Annotated in this window: 19 protein-coding genes and 1 pseudogene; all 20 read left to right on the top strand. The window is 40.2% G+C overall.

The window, feature by feature from the left end:
* The first annotated feature begins 26 nt into the window (after positions 1–26).
* Entirely contained in the window at positions 27–392 is a 366-nt protein-coding gene (locus tag ACOJQI_RS13180) for a cupin domain-containing protein (protein ID WP_421378518.1), read from the top strand.
* A 20-nt stretch (positions 393–412) separates the two neighbouring features.
* Entirely contained in the window at positions 413–829 is a 417-nt protein-coding gene (locus ACOJQI_RS13175; protein WP_421378515.1) for an NUDIX hydrolase, read from the top strand.
* 97 nt (positions 830–926) lie between these two features.
* The gene (locus tag ACOJQI_RS13170) at positions 927–1493 is read left to right on the top strand and encodes a 2'-5' RNA ligase family protein (RefSeq protein ID WP_421378512.1); all 567 of its coding nucleotides are present in this window, start codon (positions 927–929) and stop codon (positions 1491–1493) included.
* Positions 1486–2040, top strand: a complete 555-nt coding sequence (locus tag ACOJQI_RS13165) for a GNAT family N-acetyltransferase (protein ID WP_421378509.1) — start codon at positions 1486–1488, stop codon at positions 2038–2040. Before ACOJQI_RS13170 ends, ACOJQI_RS13165 begins: the two co-directional genes overlap by 8 nt.
* A gap of 11 nt (positions 2041–2051) precedes the next feature.
* Entirely contained in the window at positions 2052–2594 is a 543-nt protein-coding gene (locus ACOJQI_RS13160) for a GNAT family N-acetyltransferase (protein WP_421378506.1), read from the top strand.
* Between the two features lie 97 nt (positions 2595–2691).
* A pseudogene (locus ACOJQI_RS13155) lies at positions 2692–3072 on the top strand (VOC family protein); the annotation flags it as partial.
* Positions 3073–4003: 931 nt separating this feature from the next.
* Positions 4004–5026 carry an ABC transporter permease subunit gene (locus ACOJQI_RS13150; RefSeq protein ID WP_421378503.1) on the top strand — a complete coding sequence of 341 codons (1023 nt, stop codon included), beginning with the start codon at positions 4004–4006 and terminating at the stop codon, positions 5024–5026.
* Between the two features lie 109 nt (positions 5027–5135).
* Positions 5136–5819, top strand: a complete 684-nt coding sequence (locus ACOJQI_RS13145) for a hypothetical protein (protein ID WP_421378500.1) — start codon at positions 5136–5138, stop codon at positions 5817–5819.
* A gap of 386 nt (positions 5820–6205) precedes the next feature.
* Entirely contained in the window at positions 6206–7042 is an 837-nt protein-coding gene (locus ACOJQI_RS13140; RefSeq protein WP_421378497.1) for an STAS domain-containing protein, read from the top strand.
* A 294-nt stretch (positions 7043–7336) separates the two neighbouring features.
* The gene (locus ACOJQI_RS13135) at positions 7337–7861 is read left to right on the top strand and encodes a sigma-70 family RNA polymerase sigma factor (protein WP_421378494.1); all 525 of its coding nucleotides are present in this window, start codon (positions 7337–7339) and stop codon (positions 7859–7861) included.
* On the top strand, positions 7854–8858 hold the full coding sequence (locus ACOJQI_RS13130; protein ID WP_421378492.1) for an LCP family protein: 1005 nt from the start codon (positions 7854–7856) through the stop codon (positions 8856–8858). The genes ACOJQI_RS13135 and ACOJQI_RS13130 overlap by 8 nt, the downstream gene beginning before the upstream one ends.
* A gap of 152 nt (positions 8859–9010) precedes the next feature.
* Positions 9011–9751 carry a hypothetical protein gene (locus ACOJQI_RS13125; protein ID WP_421378490.1) on the top strand — a complete coding sequence of 247 codons (741 nt, stop codon included), beginning with the start codon at positions 9011–9013 and terminating at the stop codon, positions 9749–9751.
* Between the two features lie 431 nt (positions 9752–10182).
* A complete protein-coding gene (locus ACOJQI_RS13120) occupies positions 10183–10725 on the top strand; it encodes an RNA polymerase sigma factor (RefSeq protein ID WP_421378488.1) in 543 nt (180 codons plus the stop codon).
* A complete protein-coding gene (locus ACOJQI_RS13115) occupies positions 10715–11380 on the top strand; it encodes a hypothetical protein (protein WP_421378486.1) in 666 nt (221 codons plus the stop codon). Before ACOJQI_RS13120 ends, ACOJQI_RS13115 begins: the two co-directional genes overlap by 11 nt.
* A 13-nt stretch (positions 11381–11393) precedes the next feature.
* On the top strand, positions 11394–12266 hold the full coding sequence (locus ACOJQI_RS13110) for an ABC transporter permease subunit (protein ID WP_421378484.1): 873 nt from the start codon (positions 11394–11396) through the stop codon (positions 12264–12266).
* Positions 12266–13276: an ABC transporter permease gene (locus ACOJQI_RS13105; RefSeq protein WP_421378482.1), complete on the top strand. Its 1011-nt coding sequence runs from the start codon at positions 12266–12268 to the stop codon at positions 13274–13276. Before ACOJQI_RS13110 ends, ACOJQI_RS13105 begins: the two co-directional genes overlap by 1 nt.
* 112 nt (positions 13277–13388) lie before the next feature.
* Entirely contained in the window at positions 13389–13763 is a 375-nt protein-coding gene (locus ACOJQI_RS13100) for a DUF4181 domain-containing protein (RefSeq protein WP_421378480.1), read from the top strand.
* An 18-nt stretch (positions 13764–13781) separates the two neighbouring features.
* A complete protein-coding gene (locus ACOJQI_RS13095) occupies positions 13782–14360 on the top strand; it encodes a GNAT family N-acetyltransferase (RefSeq protein ID WP_421378478.1) in 579 nt (192 codons plus the stop codon).
* Positions 14344–14562 carry a hypothetical protein gene (locus tag ACOJQI_RS13090; protein WP_421378476.1) on the top strand — a complete coding sequence of 73 codons (219 nt, stop codon included), beginning with the start codon at positions 14344–14346 and terminating at the stop codon, positions 14560–14562. The genes ACOJQI_RS13095 and ACOJQI_RS13090 overlap by 17 nt, the downstream gene beginning before the upstream one ends.
* 264 nt (positions 14563–14826) lie before the next feature.
* A complete protein-coding gene (locus ACOJQI_RS13085; RefSeq protein ID WP_421378474.1) occupies positions 14827–17907 on the top strand; it encodes a GNAT family N-acetyltransferase in 3081 nt (1026 codons plus the stop codon).
* Positions 17908–17942: the final 35 nt, after the last annotated feature.

Here is a 17942-nt window from a genome sequence, read left to right as displayed (position 1 = left end):
CAATTCAAATATAGGAGCGGAATGTTATGAATGAGAAGTCTATTAATTTTGCAGAGAAATTAAGCAAGTTTGCAGAGCATTGGTCCCCAAAAGTCATTGCCGAAATGAATGACTATCAATTTAAACTTGTAAAGGTCCAGGGAGATTTTGTTTGGCACGACCATAAGGATACCGACGAAGTTTTTATTGTCATCGACGGTGAAATGGCCATCGAATTCCGCGATGGAGAAGTTAGACTAGGCAAAGGGGAAATGTTTGTCGTCCCTAAAGGAGTAGAGCACAAACCCTATGCTGAAAATGAGTGCCATATCTTGCTGGTTGAACCAAAGGGTGTTGTGAATACAGGGGAAGCAATGGGAGAACTGACAGCAGAGAACGATGTTTGGATATAAAAATAAGCGGGGGGATATTTTTGCCTTCAGTTGGTGTATTTGCGGTTGTGAAAAATCAGAAAGATGAGATACTTTGCGTTAAATTAAATTACGGATCAGGCAACTGGACATTGCCGGGCGGTCATCTGGATGAAAATGAATCACCTTTTGATGGGGTGAAAAGGGAAGTATTCGAGGAAACAGGGCATGCAGTTGAGGTTGAAAATTTTGTCGGGGTATATTCTGCTCCCGAAAAAGATGATCTTGTCCTTTTGTTCAGGGCAAAAATCCTCCATGAAGGAACATTTATGCCTAATGCAGAAATACAACAAATAAATTATTTTGCGTTAGATAAACTTCCTAAACTTATGCATCCTTGGAACAAAAAACGAATCCAAGATGCTTTTATAGGAATGCAAAGTTCGATACATGTCTTTGAGAAAGCAGGAAAAGCCTGAACTTTACTTTAAGATCGAAATGAATTTGGTAATTTGGTGTAGGCTGGTAAAGTCTGAACAATTGGCAGTTTACAAATTTAATTAAAGGAGCAGTCGAATGTACTGGGTTGCAGCACTATTTGATGAAAAGACAGAGGAATTGATCAAACAGCTATGGGAAGAATTACGTGAAGAATCAATCTCTTTTTATGCGGATGAGATAAAGGATGGGAGGCCGCATATAACGTTAGCCAGTTACTCAGAATTAGATAAACAAAAATTCATGAATGAGATGGAAAAGTGCTATGCAAATGAAACGGAAAAAGAGATTTGCTTTAATACTTTGGGCTCCTTCTTGAATTATGGAACTCTATTTTTCTCTCCAACTGTCACAACAGAACTCCTTCAATTTCACGGGTCACATTATGAATTTTTTGAGAGTTATAATGAATATGCAAACCCGCTTTACACACCGGGAAAATGGATTCCTCACTGTACTTTGGCAAACAAATTGTCTGAAGCAGAGCTGGCAGAAGCTTTTCAATACTGTTTAAAAAGACATGAATCCATAATGGGAAAAATTACTGAAGTTGCTCTAATTGAACTGGTGGAGGAACAAGGTGAGAATTTAGATGCCCCGATCATTTTTTCAGTACCATTAAAGAAAGGCGAACGTAATGTTTAAACTACATGTAGATAACGATATACATATTTCCCTTTTTCAGCCCCGGCATGCTTCACAATTATACAGCCTGGTCAATGCTAATCGGGACACTCTTGGCGAATGGCTCTCCTTTCCAGGAAAAACGAAGTCTGCTGAAGATTCCAAGGTGTTTATTGAAAATTCGCTAACCAGGTTTGCAGAAGGAAATGGTTTTTGGGCAGGGATATGGTATGACGGCCAGCTGGCAGGTGCAATCGGTTATTTATATGTTGATTCAGCTCATAGGAAAACGGAAATTGGTTATTGGCTGGGAACCACTTTTGAAGGGAAAGGGCTTGTGACTAAATCTTGTCAAGGCTTCATAAAGCATGCTTTTGAAGAATGGGATTTAAATAAAGTGGAGATCAATATGGCGGGTGAAAACCTAAAAAGCAGAGCTGTTGCAGAGCGGCTTGGGTTTAAGCGAGAAGGTATAATAAGAGATTACGAGTATTTAAATGGGGATTTTCATGACAGGTTTATTTATGGGATGCTGCGAAAGGAATGGAACGAACTAAAAGGGAAATAAGGGTGATTTTAATGGAGAAAAAATCATTATTAAGAGGGAATAGGATTATCTTAAGGGAACTCCAGGAAGATGATTGGCTGGGGATCCATGACTATGCTTCCCAGGAACAGGCCAGCCGGTTCCAGCCTTGGGGGCCAAATACGGAAGAGGAAACAAAAATTTTTGTCCAAGAAGCACTGGATGAGGCAAAGAAGAATCCAAGAAACCGATTCTTCTTTGTGATCCAAGGAATTCAAAATAATGAACTGCTCGGCGCCGTGGAACTAAATATAAGCGATTTTCACAATCAAGCGGGGGATATCGGCTATATAATTAATCCAAAGAACTGGGGGGAAGGCTTTGCTACGGAGGCTGCACAATTGGTACTTCGGTATGGATTCGAAGTATTGAAGCTTCATAGGATTTATGCTACTTGCAGCCCGGAAAATGCAGGGTCCGCCAGAGTTTTGGAAAAGGTGGGAATGACAAAAGAAGGGACAATGCGTGATCATTTAAAAATGAAGGATGGGTGGAGGGACTCTTCCCTTTATTCCATACTGGAAAATGAAATATGAGGCATTAAGTTAAAAAAAACGGTACTGCGCTTTTCGTGAAAGTTGAAGCATCTGTTATAATACTGTGATTTTATCGTAATCGGAAGGAGAGGTTCCCTTGCTGCATCACATTGAACTATATGTGTCAGATCTTGAAAAATCCACTCAATTTTGGGGATGGTTGTTAGAGGAGCTGGGATATCAGCCTTATCAAAAATGGGATGAAGGACGAAGTTGGAAAATGGAGGGGACATATATCGTATTTGTTCAGACAGAAGAACGGTTTTTGGATATTCCTTATCACCGCTGCAGAGTTGGGTTGAACCATCTTGCTTTTCATGCAAAATCCAGGAAGCATGTTGATGAAATGACCATGAAATTAAGAGATAAAGGCATAGAAATTCTTTATCCGGACAAGCATCCTTTTGCCGGCGGGTCCGATTACTACGCTGTCTTCTTTGAAGACCCCGATAGAGTGAAGGTAGAACTGGTCTCTCCGGAATTGAGAGGCTTCATTCCCTCATGCCGCATTTGTACAAGGAAGGAGCGGGTGTCTGATATGGAGCATTTACGGGTTATCATGTTTATGGTATTAAGATTTTTATTTGTATCATTAGGCCTTATCTTGATTTCGGGGTTCATTGGCTTATTCAGAAATGGAATCAATCTCGATTTCCAACTTTATCTTGTGAATGTTTGGGAGATTATCCTCTCCCTGACCAGTCCCGCAGATATCACCATAACCAACAAGTCAGGAAATACTTACTCCATGTTCCCTACGTTTTGGAGTTATTATAATTATTCATTGATTATCTTTTTAGGATCTTTGCTTCTTGCAACGATTATCGCTTTTCTTTTAACATTCTTAACTATTCAACTTCCTCAGAAAATATCTGCATCCTTGCTTAAAATACTTTCCTTATTAGAGTCGATTCCAGACATTTTCATTATCATCATCATTCACTTCACAGTCATTGTTACCTTTAAGAAAACGGGGGTATTACTGGCACCTGTGGCAGGTGGGAATGATCCCGTTTATGTCCTGCCGATTGTGACATTATCCATTCTGCCGACAATATTCATTTTTAAACTTTTGCTGCTGTTTGTGCAGGATGAATTGACTAAGCCGTATATCGAACTTGCAGAGAGCAAAGGATTGGGAAAGGCATACATTTTTTCCATGCATGTCATCAGGAATTTTTCTTCCAGCCTGATGAACCATATGAAATCATTCATCCTTATTTATTATCCAACCTGATTGTGTTCGAAAGATTATTCAACATATATGGTTTAACACATTTCATTCTCGCATTCCCGCAAATTGATGTAATATGTTTCAGCTTGCTTCTTTTTTACCTGCCTATTTTCATTTTGTTGACAGCAATCGGCTTCTTCATCAGGTTGAAAACCGGACAGGAGGGAGTGGTTTCATGATAATAAAGAGGCTCATGAAAAGCCCGCAGTTCCTTACTGGTTTCATTTTTTTGTTTGGGATCTTCGCTGCAAGTATAGTTTATTATTGGATGACAGGTGATCAGGTCCCAAAGACCGACCTTCTTAAAGGGAAGGATGGGCAATTTCTCAGCCCGCCATACTCGCCATTGGAATTTCCGCCGCTGGGGACTGACAATTTTGGCCATGACGTATTTTTGCTCATGCTTGCCGGGGCCAAGTATACAATAGGTGCGGCTCTGCTGATTGCATTCCTGAGGGTGATTCCTTCAGTTGTAATAGGCTTGGGCATTCATTTCTATATGCATAAATTCAAGAAGATTTTCTCCTCTATTGTAGAAGCTTTTAATTATTTTCCCGCAACTCTTCTGGCCTTTTTGCTCTTGCAGTGGGTGATGATGGATGGCCCGCTGATGGATCCGGACTCTTTTGAATATTCTTTTAAGGATAAGGTATTCATTTACATAACCATTCTGGTTTGCATATCCCTTCCGTCTGTCTCTTTGTTATTCAGCAATGAAATCGAACATATAATGAAGAAGCAATTTATTGAGAGTGCGAAGGTGCTGGGTGCTTACAAAAGGCATTACATCATGTATCATATACGCCCCTATCTTGTTCCTCAAATCTATATGGTTTTCTTAAGGGAATTCATTTCGGTTATGATATTGATTTCACATCTTGGTGTTTTAGGCATTTTTATTGGCGGATTTCAATTCAAAATGGATCTGTTTAATAAAAGTCAACCCTTGTCGTTATCCCACGAATGGTCTGGTTCATTGGGGACATGGTGGGAATTTTTGTGGACTACTTATCCATGGATAGCCTTCATACCTGTCATATTTTTCACCCTGACAGTATTGGCAGCAAAGATGATGCTGCTTGGACTCACAAAGGCCTTCGAACAAAAAAGGGAAGTTCCTGAGGAGCTGGATCAGCTTAATAATGAAAAATTCAGCGATGAAGAAGACTTTGAAATCGTCAGTAATAAGGCAAATTAAATGACTGGCACCTCGGTAGACTGAACCCTATTCTGACAGGTGCTAATGCTCTATATAAATCAATAGATAATAACTCAGAGTTCAACAAGATCAAATTGGAGGAGCAGGAATGAGCCAAAACTTCTGGTTATTTACTGTGGTTGTGTTTCTTTTGCTTTTAACAGGGTGCAGAATGGAATTTTCCTATGTTGAGGAACTCCCTGAGAGTGAAGAAGAAGCAGAAGAAGAAAAAGAAGAAGAGGAAGTAGAATTTATTTCAGTTGATGAACAGCTTGAATCAATTTCGGTTCAAGATACTACTACTGAAGATGGCAGAATCAATACAGCCATTGATATCGGGGGAATGATCGAAGGCAGTACCCATTTGAAACTGAAAGGGAAATCAAACTTGCAGGAAGGAGCAGTTTTAACCATTGTTCTCCAGGAATATGAAGATGAAACCGGTTTTAGTGTCAGCGGTATTTCGGAAGGGGCAGAACCGACAGGCCCTGTTTTATTTGAGAAAGATGTGGTTACCGGTCCTCAAGGAGAATTTTATATCACTGTCATTCGGAAGGATCAGTTTAAGTATGGAAAGGTCACTGTTACCTTCCGGCCGGAACGCCAGAATGAAGAGGTGCAGAGTATTTATGGAAAGCATGGGGAAAATATAGGCTTTGCTGATGGAAGCAGCACCCGGAGAACCTACTCAGTAAATGGTGAGGAGTATTCAGCTTATCAAGTTTATGCACCGGCCGATTTTTTGAACGCATTTTCACAACTCTTGAAGGAATATGAAGAAACCGAGCAGTGAGGCTTGCCCTTGCTGCCTTATTAATTTAGGCAAGATTTCTGCTAATTTATTTTACTGTTTTAAGCCGATAGATCTGTGATCTCTTCTCTTTATAGTAGATTCAAAAAAAAATTGTATAATAAGGATTAATAATTTTATAATCAGGGTATATATAGGCGGAGTTTTAAAGGGGGAGGTGTAAGCTGCTTATTTATTGATGGGATAAGTACTTATAAAATGCAGCAATCATTTATACATAAAAAGTTTTTTCTGTTTACAAGCAGCTAAAGGACTAATTCATACAAGTATTCAAAAAAAGAATAGCTTTTTCTTGATTAATGAAGGATTTTTAATTCCAGAAATCGAACTAATTTAATATTCAAACTAGCTAAAGGAGTGTATTCTTTATGAGTGCAGAATTTATAAATAAAGAAGAAATATCAGAATTCATTAGTGCTAACAGGATGAACTTTAAAGAAAAACTACTTTCTGAGGCTGTAAACGTCAGAAACAAAATCAATGATATATTAGAAAAAGGAAATATAGACCTTTTAAAAAATGCAGAGAAGCTTGCTCTCTTTATCGCAGAGAACAGGGAGGATGAATTGATAGATTTTGCAAAGATAGAAGGGATCGCCTGGGCGCAGCATTCCCTCACACTGGCTTTCAAGCTGGAATGGGTTCATGCTATAAGAAGGACCTTGTGGTATTTTCTATATCAATATGATCTGTTGAATGCGGAGAAAGGATTTTCCGGGAAAAAATTCTTTGACCTGGAAAAAAGGATCAATGACCGAGTCGATCAGTTCCTGAACACTTTCTTCATCAGCTATTCTGATTATAAGGATCAGCAGTTGATGTCACAGAGGAAACTTGTTGAAAATTTATCCGTTCCTATCATTCCTATAGACAGCTCAATTGCCGTGCTTCCTCTTATTGGAATGGTGGATACATACCGTGTGCACACATTGGAAGAAAAAGTATTAATGGAAATCAACAACTTAAGGATCCAAACCCTTATCATTGATTTATCAGGTATGGCCGAGATGGAATTGGATGTTATCGTCCAATTTGAAAAAATATTGAACGGAATACAAATGATGGGCTGTAAGGCTGTTCTTACAGGACTGAGGGTGGAATTAGTCAGAAAAATGATCAATGCAGGAGTTTCTTTTGACAACCAGGTGGCGACCAAAGGAACACTTCAGCAGACACTTAAAGAGCATCTGATACTGGATAAATAAGTGTTGCGATATTTTATCTGTTCAGTAACAAGAAAAAGGGCCGATTCGAAGGGATAAATCGTCCCTTTTTTTATTGTGTTCATCATTAGAATTTGAAATAATAAAGTAAGATAAAAGAATAGCTGCCGTCAGGAGCCCTTCTCTATGGCAGGGGGCTTTTTTGTTATGGTTGAAATCAGACCACCAGAAGAGGTGGGAAACTTTAGAAATTTATTAAGAAATGAAACTTTTTATACCGGGTAACTCGTCAAATAAGAAATTCATAGACAGGTGAGGGGAAAAGGGAGCTGCAGCATGGAGAAAAGCAAACGAAATTTGTTACTGGAAGAAATCATGACAGAGTATGGAGATGAGTTGGTCAGACTTGCCTATTCCTATGTGAAAGATGTTGAACTCGCAAAAGATATTACACAGAATTCTTTCGTGAAATGTTATAAAAAGCTGGACTCTTTCAGAGGAGATTCGAAGATGAAGACCTGGCTGTATCGGATCACCATCAATGAATGCAAAGACCACTTAAAGAGCTGGAACCATAAAAAAGTTCAAGTCATGGACTATATACAGGAAAATACTAAGTCCCTGCTTCCTTCAACAGAATCAACTGTCCTGAAGGATGCCAAGAATCAGGAAATAAAAGATATTGTGTTGTCGCTGCCCAAAAAATACAGAGAAGTGATATATCTCTATTATTTTGATTCTCTGAACATTGAAGAAGTGGCTGAGGTGACAGAGCTTGGGATAAATACCGTCAAGACCCGATTGAGAAGAGCAAAGCAGAGGTTAAAGATTAAATTGGAGGAGGCCGAAGTATATGAATGATAAAGATTTGGAAAAATCATTGAATGAGTTTCATGATACCGACCTCTCCTTTACAAAAGAGGATAGGAATAAAGTATTTCAAAAGATCGAAGACGAGCAAAGGAAGAGGAGAACCGGTTTTATCCAAACTATCAGCCACCGGGCGGCACCTTTGATGGCAATGGCCGTACTTCTGGCACTTTCAGTTGTCCTTGCGTACTCATTTATCGGGGGAGGAATCAGTCAAACTGCCGACCATTCTGACAAGCAGACAGCTGTAGAAAATCAACAAAAATCCGTCCTGTTTCTTTTGAAAGGTGAAAATAACAGAACAAACCTGCATCTGCTCATCACTTACAACAGTAAAAAGGGAAGCATCAAGTTAAGTTCCATTCCTTCTGAAACCCTTGTTCCTCTTAGTAACTCAGAGGGAAAGAAAGAAAGCCAAGATAAGTTGACCCATGTATATGCCGACGGGAATGGTGCTGATTCGGTCAAGGAATCCGTTTCCCAAGCATTGGATATGCCGATAGATTACTATGTGGCTTTAAAATCGGAAGAATTTGCGAAGATGCTGAATACCTTGGAAGAAACTTCATTTAACTTGGATGAGGATGAAACATTGCTTACACTTGAAGGAAAACAAGTAAAAATTGAGGAAGGACCTAACTACCTTGATGGAAAGGAAGCAGTAGCTCTTCTCTCGGCACGCTCTACTTCAAATGATTCAGAAAGCACATGGAATGAACGGGATAGGCTGAAGTTATCTGCAGCTGTCCTCACAAACATGCTGACCCACCTGCCTGCTGACAGTGCTGATATCATATTGAGGAACGCAGAAACCAATGAAGAGTTGGAAACAATCATTGGGGAGCTGAAAGCTACTAAAATTAATTCCCTTGAGACCGTTGCCATCCAGGAAGAATTGAAACCAGTTTATATTGAGGATATGTACTATCTTCAATTTAAAGAGGGAGCTGCCAAACGTATAAAGAATGAATTAATTTCTTCAGACTAAAATTTCATTTCAATGTTTAAATACCCCGGGGGACTTTTATGCCGGGGTATTTTTAGTTGTTACGACTTTGTGTATATCTTGCTGGAATTATTTACAAGAAGGCCTTCCTTGGATACTCTTAAGAAAAGAAGAGAGAGGCTGGGGGGAATTGTATGGAGACAAGGATGATCGTTTCCTTAATAATCATGGTTGTTCTGTTAGAAGGGTTCATCATTTTTCTTTTTATCCGATATAAGCAGGGGAAAATGGATGAGAACCCACTCATTGCTGTTGTACAAAAAGAATGGAAAGTAGTTTATTACTCTCTATTCAAATGGAAAACGCGTCATATTGACAGCCCTGATACTTTTCAATTGCACAAGAACACAAGTTACTTTTGGTTGTTCGTAGCCCTCCTGCATGAACAGGTGATCGAAATGGCCGCCTTTCACATTTATTTGCGGAAGGAAGATCCAGCGATCGCGTATGCCTTTTCAGGTCTTCATCTCTATAGCATTTTTTATATATTAGGCGATTATAATTGGGTAAGGAATACCCCTGTTACGATCCGGAATAATTTTGTTCAAATGAAAATTGGAGCAAGAAGAGAACTTCATTTTCATATTTCAGATATCGACAGGATAGAAAGAGCTTCAATCCAATATGATGCAAAAGGAGGCATCATTCATCCAGACGGATTCCATGTGACCGCTTTTCCGAGGGTCTGGACAAAGATCTTTGGAATGACCGATCCTCTCCAATATGAAATCATCTTTAATGAGCCTATCCTATCCAAAGGGTATTTCGGTATTAAGAAGCCAGTTTCAAAAGCGTTGATTTACATTGACCAAGCTGATGAATTGGTTGAAAGTCTCAATGATAAATTACTGCTTGGTGATGTTTATATGAAATGAAGCTTTGTACTGTTTGACTAAGCGCTGGGAACTCCTGTAAAGGCAGTTCTCTTTTTTTGTTGTTTTGCATTTCATTAACAAACCAGTAGATGGCTCCAGGGAGGCGGGGTACATCAAAAGCTGAGAAAAAGAAAATGATGTCCTCAAAGAGGGTCTATGCCGTCATCAAAAGAAGTCAGAAGTCAAAATAATGTCCTCAAAGTGATTCCGTCCCAGCTTACACTTAATTCCCTTGCTGTACACTCCCCTAACTAATGCCATCCGAATCCACCCCAAAATTTTCAAAAACTGGATTTTGTTCTAGAATGAGAGAATAAGGAAAAGAGACCGAAGCTATGAAAATCATACATCCAAAATAAATTGTAAAATAAACCGAACCATTTTTCTGTTTTTGAAGTAATTACGATAAAGGGATGGAGAAGGGGGATTCTATGAGTCTGCAACTTAGTGAATCAGAAGCTGAGGATTTATTTACTGAATATAAAGACTATGTCTACAGGACGGCGTTATTGCTGACTAAGTCGAGAAGCTTGGCTGATGATATTACCCAGGAGACATTCATCAGGGTCCTGACTAAGTATCATACCTATGATAGTAAACGCCCGCTGAAGCCCTGGATTTATACGATCACCATGAATGTGACAAGGTCGGTTATGAGAAAGCAGAAATGGATTAATACTTTTTCATTTTTAACTGATTCCATTGGCGATGATCGAATCAATTCCATTGAAGATACCTTTATGAAGAGTGAAGATGTGAAAGAGCTATGGGAATCTGTGAAGAAGCTTTCTCTTAAAAGCAGGGAGATTCTCATTCTGCATTTTTATCTCGGATTTACTTTGAAGGAATCAGCAGGGATACTAAGGATCCCCGAGGGAACGGCTAAATCCAGGCTGCATACAGCGCTGAACCAACTTCGCAGGCAGGGAATCAGAAAGTTTGTCAGGGATGGAGGGGATACGGTTGAAGGATGAAAATCTCCGCAAACTTTTCAAGGAAGTAGATAAAAGTGAAGACACGTCAATTGAATTTGAAACAGTGTGGAGGAAGGCTAACCGGCGGGGCTGGAAAGACAAGTATTTTCACTCTCTGAGGCATAATCTTGCCATTTTATGTACTTTATTGATTCTGGCTCCTGTTGTGGGGAGCTTTATTGTCAGCAATCCGCAGAGTGACAAGGATGCTGACTTCTATGAGAACCATGATGTTATCCAAGGACAGACCAGGAGACTGGCTGACAAAGCAGTGATTAAGGGACAAAGTTCTCTTCCGGAAGGATCGATTATTCAATTGAAATTAATAAAAATTGAGAGCGAAACCATCATTGATGAGAAGGAAATTCAAATAGATCGTGCAGGTTCTTTTATTGGAACCTTCCATGTTCCTGACAAACAAGAAGATTATATAGTAATGCTGGAATTATTTCCTCATCTGCAAAGCAAGAGCATACAAGAAGTAATAGGACCCAAAGGTGAGAATCTATACAGCAGCCCCCAGGTGAATGGTGTTTACCATTATCTTATTGAAAAGGAACTCTATACCGGGATCCGTTTGTACGGAGATGCGGCAAAAGGCAATTTAAATGCTAATAAAATGATGTTCGGCAGCCTAAAGAGCAACATGCCGTAAAGGAGTGGGCAAAATGAAAATCGTTCAAAGGTTAATCTTCTTTTTTATTTCCATAGTGGGAATCATCCTTGCTGGCGGTCTGCCTTCCCTGCTGGCTGGGCTAAATGAACGTAGGCTCCATTTCGATCACTATCTGAAGGATATTGAAGAAATTCTATATGCCTTTATGCATCCAGGTGCCATCAAATATACAGTCATCGGGGGACAGAAGGAAAGGGACTTGTTTCCCTACCTATTCGATCCGGTTTTCTATTCATTGACTGTACTTTTTGTCTCGTTCTTTATAGCTGTATTCATTGCGTTGATTCTGACGTTGATTTCGATGCTATTTTCGGAACGGGTGCGGAACCGTATAAAACTCACCTTTTATTTACTGGAATCCATACCCGATCTTCTCATAATTATGGGATCGCAGCTCGCGATTATTTACGTTTATAAAGAATCGGGCATCCTGCTTTTCAATACCGCATCCACCTATGACGATAAAGCTTATCTTCTTCCGATCCTCATCCTTGCAATTCTGCCTTCGATTCAGCTTTTTAGGGTGACTATTGTTTCGTTCGAATTTGAAATGCAGAAAGACTATGTACTATTGGCGAGGTCGATTGGCGTAGGAAAGCTGCTCATACTCATATCTCACGTCTTGCGCAATGCCATTATCAGTGTTTTCTTTCAATCTAAAAAGACGGTTTGGCTCATGCTGTCCAATTTATTTGTCATAGAGCTTCTCTTCAATATACCTGGAATTACAAGGTTCTTGATGTCTACTATGCAGCCTTCATTATTTGTGCTCGCTATCTTATCAATCTTTATTCCTTTATTCCTTTTTTATAATATTGGGGAGCAGGTTCTTTCTAAAAAAGCAAACAGAGGGGAGGAACTGTAATGAAAAGGAGCGTATGGAAACATCCTTTTTTCCTTTCAGGTTTTATTTTTATAGCTGCTCTGCTTATTTTCAGTTTTGCCTACAGTTTTCTATGGGGTAATGAAGTACGGAAACTTTACTATATCTCTGTGGATAGTGTGCCGGTTGAATCTGCACCGATTTCGCCAAAATGGACTTATCCTTTCGGGACGGATCCTCTTGGTCTTGATATGCTGGGAAAAGTGATCATTGGGGCAAAATATACCATCCTGGCAGCATTGGTTGTAGCTTTTCTGCGTGTCTTCATTTCTCTTCCATTGGGCTTTTTCTTGGGAGTATACCTGCAAAGATACAGGAAATATTTTAATGGGACAGTGGAATCTTTTCATTATATACCGTTATCGATTCTGGCTTATTTTCTGCTTTATCCGGTTTTATGGGAACCTTATGAGGGCTTCTCAACTTCTATGGGGGAACGTCTCGTCATTGAGACCATAGTCTTGACGTTATTGGTCGTACCGATTATATCCTCGCTCTTGGGCAATGAAATCGCCCAGGTTTATAAAAGTGAATTCATCACCAGTGCACAAGCTTTGGGAGCGAGGAAGTTCAGGATTATGATTAAACATATTCTTCCCGCAATCAGGGAGAAGCTGGTGATTCTCTTTGGACAACAGGTAATGCAGACGTTAATCATTTTTATTCATCTGGGTTTACTGAAACTGTTTTTAGGTGGTACCGATGTGGACTACCAGCTGGTAAACGACCCTCCTAAATCAATGACATTGGAATGGTCGGGATTGATTGGGGATACATTTCGTTATCTGCAAGGGGCGCCTTGGGTACCGCTGACACCAATCTTGTTCTTTGCAGCCACAATGTTTGCTGTTGCGCTCATGATTGAAGGATATGTACAGGCGACTTCCGGCTATTCCTATTATTCCAGGAAATTTAAACGGAAGGCATCTATAGCGGAACAAGTGGAAGTCCGGGAAATTAAAAAATCTGATTTTACAAGAGTAGAAATATAGTTTGGAGAAGGGCTATTCCAATTGGAGGTCCTTTTTTTGATGATAAATCAACTAAATCTCAAATTTTGAAACAATTTCCCTTTTTGCCTCGTCATAAAGAGGGTGAAAGAATATGAAGTTTATTAGTTTTATAGTCATTACTGCGGTTGTTTTTTGGTTAATAGAAAGACTGCTGACAATGTGGCTTGGAAAAGACAAGCGGAAAATATCAGATACAGACGGTAAGTTGCTTGACCGGTGGGGAAGAGGCGTGATTCTTCTCATTGCTCTTGTCATGCTGAATAAAGTCCAGCAAATGCCTGATTCCCGTCAGGCGATGAATATTTATTGGATGTCATTTGCTATCCTTATCCTTGGTTTTCAATCTTACATGCAGTGGAAGTTTCTGAAAGGGTCAAAGGAGTATTTGAAGACATTGATCTTTTTAGGTGTTGTCCTCTGCGGATTTGGACTGATGGGGGTCATCGGGTACTCACTATTTTTATAGGAAAGGTTGGAAGCAGGGATGGATTCATTTACATATAAAGCAGAAACTGAAAGGCTGTCTGTCAGGCCTTTAACTAACGGGGATTATTCCTCATGGTACCGAGGATTCAATGAGAGACTGCCTTCACACCATAGACATGATCCAGGGAGACTGGATATGAGCGACTGTACAGAGCAATGGTTTGCTTCACTTGTTAAGAAGCATCAAAATCTGGCTGTGGAGGATACCGCCTATATTTTCGGTGTTTTTAACAACAAGAATGGTGAACACCTGGGCATGGTTGATTTTTCAACACTGGCAAGGAATGAATTCCAATGGGGAAGAATCGGCTACACCATTCATAACCAGTACTGGGGTGCTGGATATGGAAAAGAAGCTGTTTCCTTAGCTTTGAAACTGGCATTCTCTCAGTTGGAATATCATCGAATCGAGGCACATATTAATCTTGATAACCAAGCGTCCATTCATTTAGCTAAGAGTGTAGGAATGGATTTCGAGTGTGTCAGGAAGGCATTCATTCAAGAATTTGGCGAGTGGACAGATAATCTCATTTATTACAAGAATGCTGAGGTACGGGTCAATGAAGGTTCATTTTAAATTACGGGCGGCATGGGTTGGTTTAAATATTTTCTGTTATCTGATGCTCATTGGCGTTGTATTTTTTGTTGTGTTGAATGCTGAGGGGCTGGCTGAAATTCATCGCCTATCTATTTGGACCATGGCGATTTTAAGCTTGCTTTTTGTTTCAGTATTCGGCAGCGTCCAGTTAGTGTCTTGGATAAAGAAGGGGAAACTCTAGCGCTTTGAAATCAAGAAGTTGCTTATCTTCTTGATTTTTTAGATTTCTATCGTTCTCTTGTTTATAAAAAAATAGGGAATTTACTGTTTAATCGGAATGTTCTTTACTTATGGAACATAACCCTCTAAACTGTGGGTGCCGCAGTAAAGTTTTCCAGCCTATTTTTTGAAAGGAGGAGATGAACATGATTAAATTCATCAATATTATTCAGGTAAGCAAAAAAAATGAGGTAAGATCAATAAAAACGTAGCTCAGGGGGATTTTATGAAAACAACAGCAGAACAAGTGAAGATTGTGGAATACCACGAAGGTCTTGCTAAAGGCATTGCAAAGATGTGGAATGAAAGCCGGGAAAACTGGGGAGGGGATTCCGTTGTAACGACGGAACAGGATGTCATAGAAAAAGAGGCCAATTCTACTAATCTCCATTTATTCCTAGCTTTGGCAGGGGAAGAGGTTGTTGGGTACTGCGGGCTGTCACAATACCGTGAAGATAAAGGGGCATTATATATTCCATTACTGAATGTCCATCCAGGCTATCAAGGACTGAAAATCGGCAAGCAGCTTGTGCTGAGAGCCTTGGAAAAGACAATTGAACTGAAGTGGCCCCGTCTTGACTTGTTTACATGGGCAGGCAACACGAAAGCGGTTCCTCTTTACAAGAAATGCGGATTCTTTTGGGAGGAAAGAGATGATAGTACTCATCTAATGAACTTTATACCGCTTGTCATGCAAATTGAATGGCTTCGTCCTTTCTTTGAAAAGCATGATTGGTATACGACGAGCCAGAGGGAGATCGAAGTGAAACCCGATGGAATCAAAGAAAATGACCATACGTATTTCGAGTACAAATGGCAAGCTGGTAATGAGTTTGTCAGAGTACAAATCGAACGTACGGGAAGAGGCATACGCCTCATTGAAACCCAGGACCTGCTTCTGGAAGTAGACTTGCCGGGATTTAAGCTTCTGGAAAATGAAAAACACCCGGTCACCTATAAAATTGTGAATAAGACAGGCAAGCCATACTCTGTTTCCCTTTCAGGCAAAGTCGATGAAACGGTTGACCATTCATTCAATCATTCTGTTACCGTGAAAGATGAATGGTCAGGGGATTTTCCAGTAAGGGTATCCACGCCTGGTCGTGAACCCAGCCCTTGGAAGACACATCCTGGAGTAAGTTCTAACGTAAAGATAAATGGTTTTGAATTCCCGCTGAATGTGGGGATCTTCCCGAAACAGGCTGGAAAAATATTTGTTCGTTCCACCAGAAGGAATTGGAGGGCAAGACAAACGGGGCTGGTCCATCTGGATATTGAAAGCCAGTTGGATGTAGAATGTACATTCAGTGTCCGTTTGCCGGATAATCCCGTTCTGAAATGGGAGAGAAAAGAAGTAACGGCCGTAATTAAAGGGAAAGAAAAAGCTTCTTTTCCGATTCCTGTCAAACTTTTGAAAAACGGGTTTTTATCAGAAGAAGTAGAAGTCACTGTTTCTCCAAAAGATCAGGATTCCATGAAGTTTCAAACAAAGCTGGCTTTGGCTTTTCCGGGTTATGGAAGTAAATTCGGCGGAGAAACCGAAGAGTATTGGTTTGGTTATAATGGACCATTCTATGTGGAAGTGGAAAAGCGGAATCATATTGTGAAAATGGGGTCAATATATTCCTCTGGGGAAGCTTTGACTTTCTTTTCCCCAAAGTTGGGAAAACCATTCAGTGAGGAGTTTTCAAAAAAGGAAGCTTCCAATGTGGAGTTCATTGAACTTGTCGAGGGACTCGTTATTAAAACAACACTGGATTCAGATGCTTTTCCATCACTTAAACTGAATACTTACTTAAAACTTTTTGGTGATGGCCTGATTGAAATGAATCATGAGGTCATCAACAAGGGACCAGAGGCGGAAAAGGATGTGTTTCTCCTTCAGCCTGTTTATCCGGAGTTAAAAGGAATGGCACTTCCCCAAAAAGATGGGGTGATGATTGGGAATGAGGCATCCATCCCATTCTTTGATTATATAAAAGATAAAGACATTAATGAGAACTGGCTGTTCATTTCAGGGAATCAAGGAGATACAACAGGGTTATCCTGGCCGGCAGAGGCGGTTGGAAGAAAAGATGATTGGCGTTTCGGCATTGAGTATAAGCTTGATACAGTAAAACCTCAGGAAGAAATCTGCATCGGACCAATAGCTGTAGGAATAAATACTTCCCGAACATGGAGACAGTGGCGTGAATTTACAGAAGGTGCAGAAGCACCTGACCTAAAAGAACTCCCGTTGTATGCTCTTCAATCTTCAGGAGGAGATTTCGTTTCTTCTGCCGGTGAAACGGTGGACTACACTTTCCGGTCTATGCTCTCTCCTTATGTTCATGGCAGCTTAAGATTGAACAGTGAAGGTGAAACATATGAACGGTATGCAAAGAAAGAGGATGAAGTGACAAACATTGACCTTCAGGTTGAGCACAACTCTCCAGGAGTAAAGAGAATCAAGGGAAGTTTCCATACTTCTGGTCAAAAAGCAGAAATGGAAACCATTCAGCTGGTTAAAGGCCGTGAAATAGTAAATGTGGAAGAAAACAGCGGTAATTGGTCTGTTGATAATGGTATCCTTTCGTTTAAAGCAGCACCGGGATATTACCCTGGAGTCTATTCATTGATGATAAACGGCCAAGAATTCCTGCACAATCAATATCCAGAAGCCGGCCCAAAAGCTTGGTGGAACCCATGGGGCGGAGGTATTCGATACTTCTTCCAGAATGTCAGCGCCTATTCAATGATGAAAGAAAAAACTACCGTTAAGCAGGTTACCAGAGTAGACCAGAATGGGCATACATGGTCAGGCCTTTGTCTAATGACGGAGTTTACTGAACATGAGACGATGAAAGGCATTACTTTGAAACAATATGCTCTCACTCTGCCGGAAGTTCCTATATTGGCTTGTTATGGGGAAGTTCTTCAAAACTCAGGTCGTACTTTTAATCAAGAACTGATCGATTTGGAGGCATTCTTTAAACCGGCTGAAGCTCTTACATCATGCTATGCCAAGGTGCCTTCAGAAGGAGTAGTAGAATACTATTATGCCGGAATAGAAGAATTCGTGCTGGGTGATACAGACTACGTGACAGTCGGGTCTGAAGAGTTGAATGGGAAAATGACCTTGATTCATTCTGCCTCCCGCAAGCTGTCTGAGCTTTATATGAATCAGGAAGTGTTCGTTGCAGCTTCAACAGAAGAATGGTCAGCTTCCAGCGGAGAAACTTATACTCTCAGACCGACCATCCTGCTGTTTGGAGACGAGGAACTCTCACGTTCAATCAACCCTCTTAAAGAGATTATGTTCAGATAGCCAGTACATGTAAGGACAGTCCCCTGTTACTTTAA

Origin of the sequence: Bacillus salacetis (genome assembly GCF_049177075.1) — a bacterium.
Classification (GTDB): Bacteria; Bacillota; Bacilli; order Bacillales; family Bacillaceae_B; genus Rossellomorea; species Rossellomorea salacetis_A.
Note: the sequence above shows the minus strand (reverse complement) of the source record. Positions and strands in the feature narration are given on the sequence as shown.